Below are 13,913 nucleotides of genomic sequence, written 5' to 3' on the forward strand. Positions count from 1 at the left end.
TTAGTCGTATGGCGACGTCTGGCACTCCTTCCCCCACCCCACCAGGGGCGTCAGCTCGCCCTGCTCCCGACCCGGCGAGACGCCGCCTGATCCTCTGGATCGTGGCCGCCGTGGTGTTCGTGCTGCTGCTCGTCGGCGCCTGGGTGGGCATCCGCGGGCTGCTGGCGAAGAACGAGCTGGAGTCCGCCCTCCCTGCGGCGAAGCAGGTGCAGACCGCCGTCGTCGCCGGAGACCTCGCGACGGCGAAGTCGGCGGCGACCACCCTGCGGAAGCACGCCGCCGCCGCCGCGTCCCTCACAGGCGACCCTGTCTGGCGCGTCGCCGAGTTCTTCCCTCTGCTCGGCTCCAACCTCACGGCCGTGCGGGTCGCCGCTGCGTCCACGGACCGGCTCGCGTCCGAGGTGATCGACCCGCTCGTCGGCGTTGCAGACCAGGTCGACCCTCGGGCGATCAGGCCGGTCGACAAGAAGATCGACCTCGCGCCCATCGAGGCGGCGAAGCCCGTGGTGCTGAAGGCGCAGGCCGCCTTCCACACCGCCAAGAGCGATGTCGACGGAATCGACACCGAGGGCACCCTCCCGCAGGTGACCAGCGCCGTCGATCGTCTGCAGACCCAGCTCCGCAAGGCGACGACGGTGGTGGATGCGGTGGGCAACAGCGTCCGACTCCTCCCGCCCATGCTCGGTGCCGACGGACCGCGCACCTACCTCGTCCTCGTCCAGAACCCCGCGGAGCTCCGTGCGACCGGCGGCCTCGTCGGCGCCCTCGCCCTGATCAAGGCCGACCACGGCGCCATCACGCTCGAAGCGCAGTCCTCCGGCACGAGCATCGGGCCGTGGCCTGCGCCGGTGAGCGCCATCCCCGCATCCACGCAGGGGCTGTACGGCCCGCTGCTCGGCCGGTTCATCCAGGACGTGAACCTCACCCCGCATTTCCCGCTCGCGGCGACGACGGCGGCCACCATGTGGAAGGAGACGCACGGCGGCACAGTCGACGGCGTCCTCACGATCGACCCGGTCGTGCTGACCGGTTTGCTCAAGGCGACGGGGCCGGTCGCGCTGCCGACCGGCGACATGCTGACCTCGGCCAACGCCATTCCGCTGCTGCTGAGCGAGAGCTACAAGAAGTTCGCCCTGCCGGAGGAGCAGGACGCGTACTTCGCGTCCGCGGCGACGGCGGTCTTCGACAGCGTGGCCTCCGGCAAGGCGGACGGCGCCGAACTCGTCAAGGCGCTCGCCAACGCGGGAGCCGACAGGCGCCTGCTGGTCTGGAGCGCGCATCCAGAGGAGCAGAAGGTGCTCGCGCCGACGACGCTCGCCGGCGGGCTCCCCGCATCCACGTCGTCGACGGCCGGGCTCGGCGTGTACTTCAACGATGCGACCGGCGCCAAGATGGACTACTACCTCAGGGCGAAGATCGAGGCGGGGACGGCGATCTGCCGGGTGGACGGCAAGCCGACCAGCCGCGTCACCGTCACGCTGACCAACACCGCGCCGGCGGATGCGGGAACAACGCTGCCGGACTACGTGACGGGTGCGGGGACGTACGGCGTCCCTCCCGGCAATATCCGCACCAGGGTCGCCGTGTATGGAGCGACGGATGGCCTGCTCGTGTCGACGACGAGCGACGGCGCTCCGTATGCGACGATCTCCGGCACGGACGCGAAGCGGCCGGTAAGCGTCTTCACGGTCGAGCTGGCGCCCGGTCAGTCGAAGACGGTGAGCGTCGATCTGCTTGATGTGAAGCAGACGGCGCCGGGAATGGACGTGTTCGTCACTCCGACCCTCCCCAGGACGACCCCCGATGTGGGGGCATCGGGAAGGGTGTCGGTCGTTGCCCTCGACTGCAGCACGACGGTAAAGTGAGAAAACGTCATTTAGACGAACCCGCGCACCACCGGCCTCCCCGAAAGGCTCCCCGAATGTCCAAGAAGTTCCTGGCAGCGCTGATCATCGGCGCAGCGATCGCCCTCGCGGCACCCGCCGCGGCCAACGCCGTCCCATACACGCACGGCGGAGACTGCAGCATCAGCCCGTCGACCGTCGCAGCAGGCGGCACGAGCACGATGACCTGCGCACCTGGCACGTTCAAGCCATCGGAGGGCGTCCAGTACGTCGTCTCCGGCAAGGACGCATCCAAGGCAACGCTGAGCGCAGACCCGACCGCGACCACCGCGGGTGGATCGCAGGTCCAGGTCACCGTCCCGCAGGACGCGACCGGCGCATACACGGTCACCGCGACCGGCGCATCGAGCCAGGCGGCCTCCGCCGTCACGGTCACGGTGCTCCCGGCCGATGTCCCCGCGTCGACCAGCAGCAGCGGCAGCTCGACCGGTCTCGCATCCACCGGTTCGACGATCGGCTGGTCCATCGCCTGGATCGGCGGAGCCCTCGTTGTCCTCGGACTGATCGTGCTCTCGCTCATCGCGGCGGCACGGAGGCGGGCACACCAGTCCTGATCACGGGATGAACACAGCACCCAGGGGTGCGGCTCACAACGGAGTGAGCCGCACCCTTTTCCCGCGCCTGCGACAGGTGCGGGAATCGACCGGCTGCGGCGGCGGTTGCACCTGAGGTGACCACGCCGAACGCCATCCCGCTCAATGTCCTCGACCTCGCCAACCGCCCGTACGGCGGCACCAACGCCGATGCGGTGGCCGGGTCGGTGCGACTGGCGCAGGCGGCGGAGGAACTGGGCTACCAGCGGTTCTGGGTCGCGGAGCATCACGGGATGCCGGGGATCGCCTCAAGCGCCCCTGCCGTGCTCATCGCCGGTATCGCTGCCGCGACCTCGCGCATCCGCGTCGGCAGCGGCGGCGTGATGCTGCCGAACCACGCCCCGCTCGTCGTCGCCGAGCAGTTCGGCACGCTGCGCGCACTCTACGGCGACCGCATCGACCTCGGGATCGGCCGTGCGCCAGGCACGGACGGCGCGACGGCGATGGCGCTGCGCCGCAGCGCCGAAGGGCTCGGCGTCGACGACTTCCCGCAGCAGCTCCTCGACCTGCTCGGCTTCTTCCACGGCGGCATGAGCGATGCGAACCCGCTGCACACCATCACCGCCGTCCCCGGCCTCGGAGACGCACCGCAGGTGTGGCTGCTCGGATCGAGCGGGTTCAGTGCTCAGGTGGCCGCCGCGCTCGGCCTGCCGTTCGCCTTCGCCCACCACTTCGCGGGCGACCACACCGAGGAAGCGCTCGACCTCTACCGCTCGCGCTTCGAGCCGAGTGAGACCCTGCGGGAGCCGCACACGATGATCGGGGTGAACGTCGTCTCCGACGAGGACCCTGAGGTGGTCAGGGCGCTCTCGCTGCCAGGTCAGCTCTCCTTCCTGCGGATGCGGATGGGCGCGAAGCCGCAGCCGGTCAGCATCGAGGAAGCGCTGGCATACGAGTTCACCCCGCTGGAGGAGGAGTTCATCGCCGCCAGGAACGCGCGGCAGGCGATCGGTACTCCGGCCGAGGTGTCGTCCAGGCTCGAAGCGTTGCTCGCATCCACCGGGGCTGATGAGCTCATGATCACGTCGGGTGCAGCGACCGTGGATGGGCGCATCCGGTCGCTGGAGATCGTCCGCGACGTGCTCGGAGCGCCGGCAGGGTAGCGTCCCCCAGCGCCCCGGCGCCAGCACATGTCGACGAATGACAGAGTGTTGCGCTATCCGTCGCGCACGTTGCTGCGCATCCCGTTCCTCCTCCCTAGCGTTGTCGGACACCACCCGTCCTGCATCCCCCGAGGAGATCCCCCATGCGTTCGCGCACCCTCCGCACCGTCATCGCCGCCACAGCAATCGCGCTCTCCAGTGCGATGGCGCTGACCGCGTGCGCCGGATCGTCCACCGCATCGAGCGGTGAGAAGGTCACAGGCGGCACCATCGTCTACGCCCACCAGCAAGAACCGGCCTGCGTGTTCGGCGGCTGGATCGAGCAGGCGTACCTCTCGTACCAGGTCCTCGACAACCTCACCTCGCTGGATGCGGACCACAAGGTGGTCCCGTGGCTCGCCACCGCCTGGAAGCAGTCGGACGACGGACTCACCTGGACCTTCACGCTCAAGAAGGGCGTGAAGTTCACCGACGGCACCCCGGTGACCGCCGCCGCCGTCGCGTACAACTTCGACTACTGGGTCAAGGGCGGAAACAGCACAGCCAAGGTCTGGCTGGACGGCTACTACAAGGACGCCAAGGCGGTCGACGACCAGACCCTCCAGGTGGACCTGTCCAAGCCGTACCCTCGCCTGGCGGACAACCTCAGCCAGGGCTACTTCGGCATCCAGTCGCAGCACGCGCTGGAGACCCGCACGAAGGAGCAGAACTGCGAGGCTCCGATCGGCTCCGGAGCGTTCATCGTGAAGAAGTGGAACCGCGGCCAGGACATCGTCCTCACCCGCAACGCGAACTACACGTCGTGGCCGGCCAACGCCAAGCACACCGGCCCCGCGTACGTCGACGAGGTCGACTGGAAGTTCGTCGCAGACCCGACCACCCGCGTCGCCGCGCTGCAGAGCGGCCAGGTGGATGCGATCTACGATGTGCCCGCCATCCAGTGGAAGACGCTGAAGGACGGCGGATACCAGCTGGAGAAGTACGTCACCCCCGGCCGGCCGCAGCAGATCTCGTTCAACACGCAGAAGGGCCCGTTCACCGACGAGAAGGTGCGTCAGGCGTTCGCGTACAGCCTCGACCGCAAGCAGATCGTCGACACCATCGGCCAGGGCGTCATCCCTGTCGAGGGCAACGGCGGTGTCAGTCAGGCGACCCCCGGCTACAGCGAGAAGGCCGCGAACTGGTACGACTACGACACGAAGAAGGCGAACGCGCTGCTGGATGCGGCCGGCTGGTCGCAGAAGAACGACAAGGGCGTGCGCGAGAAGGACGGCAAGACGCTCAGCGTGATCCTGCCGTACGGCGCAGGCTCGATCATCAACTCCGACGGCGCCGCGATTCTGCAGGGCGTGAAGGAGCAGGCATCCAAGGTCGGTTTCGACGTGCAGCTCATCCCTGTGCCGCAGAGCGAGTTCTTCGCCGGCAAGTACTCGACACCGGACGACCACGACCTGAGCGTCGGATACTGGACGGCCGTCACCGCTGGCATCCTCTACATCAACTGGCGCCCGTCCACCGCAGACGACCCCAACTACGCCAACTCCGCGTTCTACAACGACCCGACGCTGGCGCAGTACATCCTCGACGGCAACTCCGCAGCCACCGTGGATGCGCAGAACGCGTCGTACCAGAAGGCGCAGGACTACATCGCACAGCACGCGCTCTCCATCGGCGTCTACGACCGCCTCAGCACCCTGGCGGTCTCGACGAAGCTGAAGGGCGTGTGGCAGGAGCACGCACAGGGAGGACCGACGTTCTATGACGCATACCTCACCAAGTAGCGAGACCGTCGCGGTCTCCGCGCCCGCTGCTGGCTCCGCCCCCATCGGGGCGGAGCCGCGGCGGCCGCGCCGCACCAGGCGCGTGCTGCTCACGATCGGGCGCAAGGTCGTGTCGGCCGTCATCGTGCTCTGGGGCGCGGCCACCGTCGCGTTCTTCGCTCAGCTCGCGCTCCCTGGCGACAGGGCGACAGCCATCCTGAACATCCGGGCCGGTCAGGCGCAGCAGCGCACCCCGGCCGAGCTCGCCCAGATCAACGAGCAGTACGGCCTGCACCGCCCGGTGATCGTTCAGTATTTCGACTACCTCCGAGGTCTCGTGGTCGGCGACTTCGGTTCGTCGTACCAGCAGTACCGCCCCGTCACCGCGATCATCGGCGAGCAGCTGGGCGCCACCGTGACGCTGTCGCTGACGGCGATCGTGTTCGCCTGGGTGCTGATGATCGTGTGGGTGACCATCACGGCTGGCCGGGGCCCGCGCGTTGGCGCCCTTGGCTCGACCGTGGACGTGGTCGCCGCCGGGCTTCCCGCATACTGGCTGGGCATCATCCTGCTGCTCGTGTTCGGCCTCGGGCTGCGCTGGTTCCCGATCATCGGGGGGACGGGCGTGAACGGCCTGATCCTGCCCGCGCTGACGCTCGCCATCCCGCTCGCCGGGTTCATGGCGCAGAGCACCAGGGCCGAGTTCGAGCGCGCACTGGAGCAGCCGTTCGTGCTGTCCGCCAGGATGCGCGGGATGGGCGAATGGGGCATCCGGCTGCGGCACGTGCTCCGGCACGCCGTCATCCCCGCCATCACGCTCTCCGGCTGGGCACTCGGCGCGACCCTCTCCGGCGCCGTGATCGTGGAGTCGATCTTCTCGCGGCCCGGCATCGGCTCGGTGCTCGTCGGAGCGGTGAACAACCAGGATCTGCCCGTCGTCGTCGGCATCGTCACGCTGGTGGCCGTGGTCTACGTGATCGCGAACCTGCTGGTCGACATCGTGTACACCATCATCGATCCCCGCTTGGACCTGTCATGACAGCACTCGGCTCTCCGTCCGTCGGCAGCGGCACCCGCCCGTCCAGGGCAGGCGCGGCGGCCGCCTCGCTCGCCCGCCGGCCGTGGGGGCTCTACGTCGCCGTCGCGTTCGCGCTGCTCCTGGCCGTCGCCGCATTCGCGCCGCAGGCGCTCACCGTCCACGCGCCGACGGCGATCGACTACGGCGCTGCCCTCAAGCCGCCGTCGTTCGCGCACTGGTTCGGCACGGACGAGTCAGGCCGCGACCTCTACACGCGGGTCGTCTGGGGTGCGAGGGAGTCGCTGCTGATCGGTCTCGGCGCCGCGGCCGTCGGGGTCATCACCGCGCTGATCCTCGGCTCGATCGCCGCGCTCGGGCCGAAGCCCGCCGCCGTGGTGGTCGACCGGTTCGTCGAGGTCATGTTCGCCTTCCCCGCCCTCCTGCTCGCGCTGCTCCTCATCGCCATCGCCGGACCATCCGCCGCCACCGAGATCTTCGCGGTCGGCCTCGGCACGGCGCCCGGATACGCGCGCATGATCCGCGGCCAGATCCTCGGGGCGAAGAACTCCGGCTACGTCGAAGCGGCGACCGCCCTTGGTCACTCCCGCTGGCGGATCATCCGCGCGCACATCCTGCCGAACGCGCTCCGTCCGCTCGTCGCCGTCTTCGCGCTCTCGGTCGGCCAGTCGATCGTCTGGGCGTCCAGCCTGTCGTTCCTCGGGCTCGGCGTCGCCCCGCCGTCGTCGGAGTGGGGCGCCCTGCTCGACGCCGGGCGCGCATACATCACCCAGGCCTGGTGGCTCGTGGTGGTGCCGGGACTGGTCATCGTCGCCGTCGCCCTCGCGGCGACCACGATCGGCCGTCACCTGCAGATCCGCCTCGAGAAGGGAGAGCGCTGATGAGCGTCACCCAGGAGAGCCAGGCGACCGCCGAGAGCGTCGTCGACGAACTGGACTGGCCGGCCACCCGGCTGCGCGTCCAGAACCTCAGCACGGCGTTCCGCGTCGACGGCGCCGTGCGCCAGGTGGTGTCGGGCGTCTCGTTCGACCTGCTGCCTGGCCAGTGCGTCGCCATCGTCGGGGAGTCGGGCTCCGGCAAGAGCGTCACGGCCAGATCCATCGTCGGTCTCGCCGGCCGCAACGCCATCGTCGAAGCGGACGTGCTGGAGATCCATCATGAGGATGTCCGCACCTTCACCCCGCGCCAGTGGAGGCGCATCCGGGGTCGCGACCTCGGCTTCGTACTGCAGGATGCGCTGGTCTCCCTCGACCCGCTGCGCCCGGTCGGCACGGAGATCGCCGAAGCGCTGCGACTGCACGGCTGGGGCGATCGCGCAGCCAGGAAGCAGCGCGTGCTCGACCTGTTGGAGCGGGTCGGTGTGCCGTTCCCCGCTCTGCGTGCGCGCCAGCGGCCGGACCAGCTCTCCGGCGGCCTGCGCCAGCGCGCGCTGATCGCTTCCGCCATCGCGCTCGACCCTGACATCGTGATCGCCGACGAGCCGACCACCGCCCTCGACGTCACGGTGCAGTCGCAGGTGCTCGCCCAGCTCGAGCGGATGAAGGCGCGCGGCGCTTCCGTCATCCTGATCAGCCACGACCTCTCCGTTGTGGCCAGGCTGGCCGACCACATCCTGGTGATGCGCGGCGGCGAAGTGCTCGAACAGGGCAGCATCGCCTCGGTGCTCGGCGCCCCCCAGCACGAATACACGAAGGCGCTCATCGCGGCCGTGCCGAGCGAGGCGACCCGCGGCACCCCACTGAGCCCGTCGTCCGCTCCGTTCCCCGAAGTGCGGCAACGGGATGCGGCAGCGAGCGCGACTCAAGATGCGGCGCGGGACGTCCCCGTGATCGAGGCCACCGGCCTCGTCAAGCGCTTCCACACCGCGGACGGCACCGTCACGCGCGCCGTCGACGGTGTCTCGTTCACGCTCGCGGCGGGGGAGACGCTCGGCATCGTGGGGGAGTCCGGCTCTGGCAAGAGCACGACCGCGCGGCTCGCGCTCGGCCTCGAAAGCCTCGACGGAGGAGACGTCCGGTTGCTCGGGCACGCCTGGTCCAGCCTCTCCGAACGCAAGCGGCGCTCGCTGCGCCCCCGCATCTCTGTGGTCTACCAGGACCCGCTGAGCTCGTTCGATCCGCGCTGGAACGTCGAGCGCATCCTGCTGGACGCGCTGCGCGGAGAACGCTTCGCCGACGCCACGGCCAGGAAGGCGCGCGTTGTCGAACTGCTCGGGCAGGTCGGGCTCTCTCCCGACGTGCTCGGCCGGTTCCCGCTCCGCCTCTCCGGCGGCCAGCGGCAGAGGGTCGCCATCGCCCGCGCGCTGGCTCCTCGCCCGGCGGTGATCGTGCTCGACGAGGCCGTTTCAGCGCTCGACGTCACCATCCAGGCCCAGATCCTCGACCTGCTCGTCGCCCTCCAGCGTGAGACAGGCGTCGCGTACCTGTTCATCTCCCACGACCTCGGCGTGATCAGCCATCTGAGCGACCGTGTGCTGGTGATGAAGGACGGCGTCGTGGTCGAGGAGGGGAAACCTGACGACATATTCCTCCGCCCTCAGCACCCGTACACGCGAGACTTGATCGCAGCGATCCCCGAATTCGACCCGGCCTCGTTCGCCGGGCATCAGAACCACAGCGCGCCAGCCGCGCAGGAAGGCGCCTGAGCACATGACAGAGCGCAAACAGCTTTTCCTCAACCTGTTCGAGATGGCCTGCGTGAGCCACATCACGCACGGCCTCTGGCCGCTGCCAGGCAACAACAGGGAACGCTTCGCCGATCTCGACTACTGGACGGAGCTCGCCCAGATCCTCGAGCACGGCGGCTTCGACGGCGTGTTCCTCGCGGACGTGATCGGCGCGTACGACGTGTTCCGCGGCGGCCCGGAGACGGCGCTCCGCGAGGGACTGCAGAGTCCGAACATCGACCCGCTGCTCGTGATCCCCGCGATGGCCGCGGTGACCAAGCGCCTCGGCTTCGGCGTCACCTTCTCCACCACATACGAACCGCCGTTCGCGTTCGCCAGGCGCATGTCCACCCTCGACCACCTGACCAAGGGCCGTGTCGGCTGGAACGTCGTCACCTCGTACCTGCCCAACGCTGCCCACAACTTCGGGCTGGACGGCGAGGTGCCGCACGACCTGCGCTACCAGTACGCCGACGAATACGTGGACGTGCTCTACAAGCTCTGGGAGGGCTCCTGGGACGACGACGCGGTGATCGCCGACCGGGAGCGCCGCATCTTCACCGACCCGTCCAAGGTGCGCTACATCGACCACGTCGGCGACCGGTTCAAGGTCGCTGGACCGCACATCGTGCATCCATCGCCCCAGCGCACGCCCGTCATGTTCCAGGCGACAGGCTCGCCGGCGGGCATCGAGTTCGCCGGCCGCCACGCGGAGGTCGTCTTCACCGGAGGCCGCACCAGTGAGGAGTTCCGCCGCAACGCCGACGGGATGCGCGACGCGGCAGAGCGCCACGGCCGCGGCAGGGACGCGGTGAAGTTCATCGCGATGGCCGGAGTGATCGTCGGCCGCACGGAGGAGGAGGCAGCAGACAAGTGGCGCCTCTACCAGCAGCACTCGAGCCTCGACGGCATCCTCGCCCACAGCAGCCTGCCCGTCGACCTCACCGCCTTCCCACGGGACATCACGGTGCGCGAGGCCCTGCTGCGCGCGGAGTTCCCCGCTGAGCGCGTGCCGTTCCTCCCGCTGGACAGGACCGTCGGCCAAGCCCTGGACTTCATCGGCGGCAACCGGGACGACCGCTTCCTCGTCGTCGGCACGGCGAAGACGGTCGCGGACGAGATCGAGCGCTGGCTCGACGAGGACGGTCTGGACGGCATCAACCTGCGCCAGTACCACTCGTTCGACACCGCCCGCGACTTCGCGGAGCTGGTCGTGCCGGAGCTCAGGAAGCGCGGACGGCTGCCGGAGGAGGGATCGCATCCAGGGACGCTGCGCGAGCGCCTGTTCGGCGCTGGTCACAACCGCCTGCCGGACGAGCACATCGGCGCCCGCTACCGCGGGGGAGCGAACCTCGACAACCCCGTCGCCCCGCTCCAGCTCGCCAAGGCGGACGTGGGATCGTTCTGATGGCGGAGAAGCGCAGGATCTCGGTCGTCGGTGTCAGCGGCAGCCCGACGCATCCCTCGCGCACGACAGTTCTCGTGCGCGAGGTGACGGAAGCGTTCGCGGCGGCGGTCGGTGGAACGGCCACCACGGTCGAACTCGCACCGCTGCTCGGCCAGCTCAGCCTCGGCCCGTTCCGCAACAGCCTGGGCCCGGACGCGGTCGCCGCCCTCGAAGCGGTCGAGGCGGCCGATATCGTGGTGGTCGGCTCTCCCGCGTACCGCGCGACGTACACCGGGTTGTTCAAGCTGTTCTTCGACCATGTCGGTCAGTACGCGCTGGTCGACAAGCCGATCGTCCTCACGGCGACGGGAGGCAGCGAACGCCACGCGCTGCTTGTCGAGCACCAGATGAGGCCCCTGTTCGGCTTCTTCCAGTCGCTCACGCTGCCCCTCGGCATCTACGCGAGCGAGCGGGACTTCACCGACTACCAGGTGTCGTCGGACGACCTGCGCGCCAGGATCGACACCTCCATCGGCCGCACGCTGCCGTACATCCGCACCCACATCGACCCGCAGGCGCAGGATGCACCTGTCGAGTTCGCGAGGCCGGACGCGTTCTAGGAGGGCGTCGCGTTTGAGGAAAGCGTCGCGTTTGAGGAGGGCGTCGCCTTCTCTCGGCCTATCGCGCTCCCGCTACCGGAACGCCGCGTCGATCCGCCTCGCCGCGGCGACGAGCACGTCGGCCACATGCTCCTCGTCCAGGGGATGCGGGAGGTACAGCACCGCGATGGCCGCTGCCCTGCCGTGCGGCAGCGCGAGCGGAACAGCGATGGAGTAGAGCCCGGGCAGCACCTCGTCGTGGCTGCGCTCGAACCGCTGCGGCGGGTACTGCTCGGGGCTGAGCAGCGAGCGGATGACCCGTCCCGGCGCTCCCTGCCCGATCGCGTGGCGGCTTCCCGGCCGCTGGGCGACCGTGGTCTCCGCATGCCGAGGCTCGGCGCTGGTCAGGGTCACCGCGACCTCGCCGTCGTAACCGACCAGGAACGCCGTCATGCCCAGCTCGTCCGCCACGGCGGCCAGCTCAGGCGAGGCGGCCGTCTGCAGGCTCCTGGCGGCTCCGCGGGCCAGAGAGGCAAGCCGTGCCCCCAGCTCGAGCTCGCCGGACGGCGACCGCTCGACGAATCCGTGCTGTTCGAGCGTCTTCACCAATCGGTAGGCCATCGAGCGATGGATACCCAGCCGACCGGCCAGCTCTGGCACGCTCAGGGAGGCGCCGTCCTCGCCGATCATGGCGAGCGCGCTGAGCCCGCGGGCGAGGGTCTGCGATCCGCCGTCGGCGCGGTTCTCGGCGGAGCGGCCTGCCTGACCGCCCACGGTGTTCGTCATCCGGGCTCCCTCGTTCTGCGCGTGCTCCCGCGGTCCACGCCGCCGTCGACCCCGCACTGGTTGCAGGGCGCTCTCTTGCGACGCGCAACGGCGACAACTAGCATCGTATCTATAGTTGGAACCATGTCGCAACTATAGATACACCAATGATCGATGCGTTCAATGAGGAGCCACAGAGATGCAGATCCACCACCGCGGTTACGTCGCCACCGACCCGCGCATCAAACCGGCGGCAGGCTACGGGATCGACAGGGCGGCGGACATCCCGGACCAGCTGGATGTGCTCATCGTCGGCACAGGACCTGCGGCCGTCGCTGTCACGGCTCAGCTCTCCCGCTTTCCGTCCATCGATGCACGCGCCATCGAGCAGCGGCCCGGCCGGCTCGCTGTCGGGCAGGCGGACGGCATCCAGGCCCGATCGGTCGAGACCTTCCAGGCGTTCGGCTTCGCGAACGAGGTGGTCGACGAGGCGTACCGCAACGTCGAGATGTGCTTCTGGAAGCCGGACGCCGATGACCCCTCCCGCATCGTCCGGGTGTCCCGCGCACCGGACGACGCGACCGGGATCAGCGAGTTCCCGCACATCTACGTCAACCAGGCCCGCATCCTGGACTACTTCCTGCGCGACGCGGAGCGCGCCCCCGGCCGCATCGTCCCCGACTACGGAGTGGAGTTCCTCGACCTCTCGATCGACCGCGACGCCGAATACCCTGTCGCCGCGCGCATCCGCTACGTCGCCGGCGAGCGCGCGGGGGAGGAGCGCACGGTGCGTGCGAAGTACCTCGTCGGCGGGGACGGCGCCAGGAGCTCGGTACGCGCATCCCTCGGCCACCGGCTGCACGGGGAGGCCGCGATGCACGCCTGGGGCGTGCTCGACGTGCTGGCGAACACCGACTTCCCCGACATCCAGCTCAAGTGCTCCATCCAGTCGCACGACGCGGGCAGCATCCTCCTCATCCCCCGAGAGGGCGGCTACCTCGTGCGCATGTACGTGGACCTCGGCGAGGTCGACGGCGCGGACGCCGGTGCGATCAGGTCCACCCCCGTGGATGCGATGATCGCGCGGGTGAACCGCATCATCGCGCCGTACTCGCTGGACGTCAAGCAGGTCGCCTGGTCGTCGGTGTACGAGGTCGCCCACCGGATCACGGACGGCTTCGATGACGTGCCGGCCGAACTTCGCGGCGAGCGTGCTCCGCGCGCGTTCATCATGGGCGACGCCTGCCACACCCACTCCGCCAAGGCGGGACAGGGGATGAACGTCTCGATCCAGGACGGCTTCAATCTCGGCTGGAAGCTCGCCGCTGTTCTCGAGGGCCGCGCCCCGGAGTCCCTGCTGTCGACCTATGAGGACGAGCGGAAAGTGGTCGCGCAGAACCTCATCGACTTCGACAAGGAGTGGTCGGACATGCTCGCCCGTCCCGCCGACTCGTGGGAGGACCCAGGCGAGCTGGAGCGATACTACGTCTCGACGTTCGAGTTCCCCGCCGGCTTCATGACGCAGTACGCCCCGTCGATGATCACGGCGGGCGACGCCCACCAGGCGCTGGCTCCCGGTTTCCCGATCGGCAAGCGCTTCAAGTCCGCCGAAATGATCCGTCGCGCAGACAACCGCTGGCGCCACCTGGGTCACCTGCACGAGGCGGACGGTCGCTGGCGCGTCTACGTCTTCGCCGACGCCGCGGCGCCAGCGCTGAGCGGCACCCCGACCGCCGAATTCGCCGAGTGGTGGCGCACCGACCCTGCATCCCCGTGGAGCCGCTTCACACCGGAGGGCGGAGACGACGACGCGACTTTCGACACGAAGGTCGTCTACCAGCAGGACTACACGCTCGTCGAGCCCGGCGACGTGCCGGACGCGTTCAAGCCGCTGAAGGTCCCGTTCGGCCTGATCGACCTGAACCAGATCTTCGCCTCCGGCCACGGCCGCGACATCTTCCGCGACCGTGAACTCAGCCGCGATGGCGCGATCGTGGTCGTTCGCCCCGACCAGTACGTGGCCGGAATCTTCCCGGTCGACGCCCACGCCGAGCTGGCGGCGTTCTTCGACGGGAACATGCTGCCCGTCGTGCCCTAGTCA

11 protein-coding genes are annotated in these 13,913 nt (G+C 69.2%); 10 read left to right on the forward strand and 1 reads right to left on the reverse strand.

The window, feature by feature from the left end; all coding sequences use genetic code 11:
* Positions 1-8 precede the first annotated feature (8 nt).
* From ACIRCZ_RS13935 to msuE, 9 genes are all read left to right on the forward strand, one after another.
* Positions 9-1,865, forward strand: a complete 1,857-nt coding sequence (locus ACIRCZ_RS13935) for a DUF4012 domain-containing protein (protein WP_402854101.1) — start codon at positions 9-11, stop codon at positions 1,863-1,865.
* A gap of 56 nt (positions 1,866-1,921) precedes the next feature.
* Positions 1,922-2,458: a hypothetical protein gene (locus ACIRCZ_RS13940; protein ID WP_055890524.1), complete on the forward strand. Its 537-nt coding sequence runs from the start codon at positions 1,922-1,924 to the stop codon at positions 2,456-2,458.
* 116 nt (positions 2,459-2,574) lie between these two features.
* Positions 2,575-3,600: an LLM class flavin-dependent oxidoreductase gene (locus tag ACIRCZ_RS13945; protein WP_402854105.1), complete on the forward strand. Its 1,026-nt coding sequence runs from the start codon at positions 2,575-2,577 to the stop codon at positions 3,598-3,600.
* 143 nt (positions 3,601-3,743) lie between these two features.
* Positions 3,744-5,381, forward strand: a complete 1,638-nt coding sequence (locus ACIRCZ_RS13950) for an ABC transporter substrate-binding protein (RefSeq protein ID WP_402854108.1) — start codon at positions 3,744-3,746, stop codon at positions 5,379-5,381.
* On the forward strand, positions 5,359-6,399 hold the full coding sequence (locus ACIRCZ_RS13955; protein ID WP_055890531.1) for an ABC transporter permease: 1,041 nt from the start codon (positions 5,359-5,361) through the stop codon (positions 6,397-6,399). Before ACIRCZ_RS13950 ends, ACIRCZ_RS13955 begins: the two co-directional genes overlap by 23 nt.
* Positions 6,396-7,277, forward strand: a complete 882-nt coding sequence (locus ACIRCZ_RS13960; RefSeq protein WP_402854112.1) for an ABC transporter permease — start codon at positions 6,396-6,398, stop codon at positions 7,275-7,277. Before ACIRCZ_RS13955 ends, ACIRCZ_RS13960 begins: the two co-directional genes overlap by 4 nt.
* Entirely contained in the window at positions 7,277-9,040 is a 1,764-nt protein-coding gene (locus tag ACIRCZ_RS13965; RefSeq protein WP_402854115.1) for a dipeptide ABC transporter ATP-binding protein, read from the forward strand. The genes ACIRCZ_RS13960 and ACIRCZ_RS13965 overlap by 1 nt, the downstream gene beginning before the upstream one ends.
* Before the next feature lie 4 nt (positions 9,041-9,044).
* A complete protein-coding gene (locus ACIRCZ_RS13970) occupies positions 9,045-10,469 on the forward strand; it encodes an LLM class flavin-dependent oxidoreductase (RefSeq protein ID WP_402854118.1) in 1,425 nt (474 codons plus the stop codon).
* Positions 10,469-11,068 carry an FMN reductase gene (msuE, locus tag ACIRCZ_RS13975; protein ID WP_055890538.1) on the forward strand — a complete coding sequence of 200 codons (600 nt, stop codon included), beginning with the start codon at positions 10,469-10,471 and terminating at the stop codon, positions 11,066-11,068. Before ACIRCZ_RS13970 ends, msuE begins: the two co-directional genes overlap by 1 nt.
* 72 nt (positions 11,069-11,140) lie before the next feature.
* Here msuE and ACIRCZ_RS13980 read toward each other — a convergent pair whose 3' ends face one another.
* Entirely contained in the window at positions 11,141-11,833 is a 693-nt protein-coding gene (locus ACIRCZ_RS13980) for an IclR family transcriptional regulator (protein ID WP_055890540.1), read from the reverse strand.
* A 178-nt stretch (positions 11,834-12,011) separates the two neighbouring features.
* On the opposite strand from ACIRCZ_RS13980, the gene ACIRCZ_RS13985 reads away from it, so the two are divergent.
* Positions 12,012-13,910, forward strand: coding sequence for an FAD-dependent monooxygenase (locus tag ACIRCZ_RS13985; RefSeq protein WP_402854123.1), 1,899 nt, complete (start codon positions 12,012-12,014; stop codon positions 13,908-13,910).
* Positions 13,911-13,913 lie beyond the last annotated feature (3 nt).

It is taken from the genome of Leifsonia sp. NPDC102414, from assembly GCF_044765685.1.
Taxonomy (GTDB): domain Bacteria; phylum Actinomycetota; class Actinomycetes; order Actinomycetales; family Microbacteriaceae; genus Leifsonia.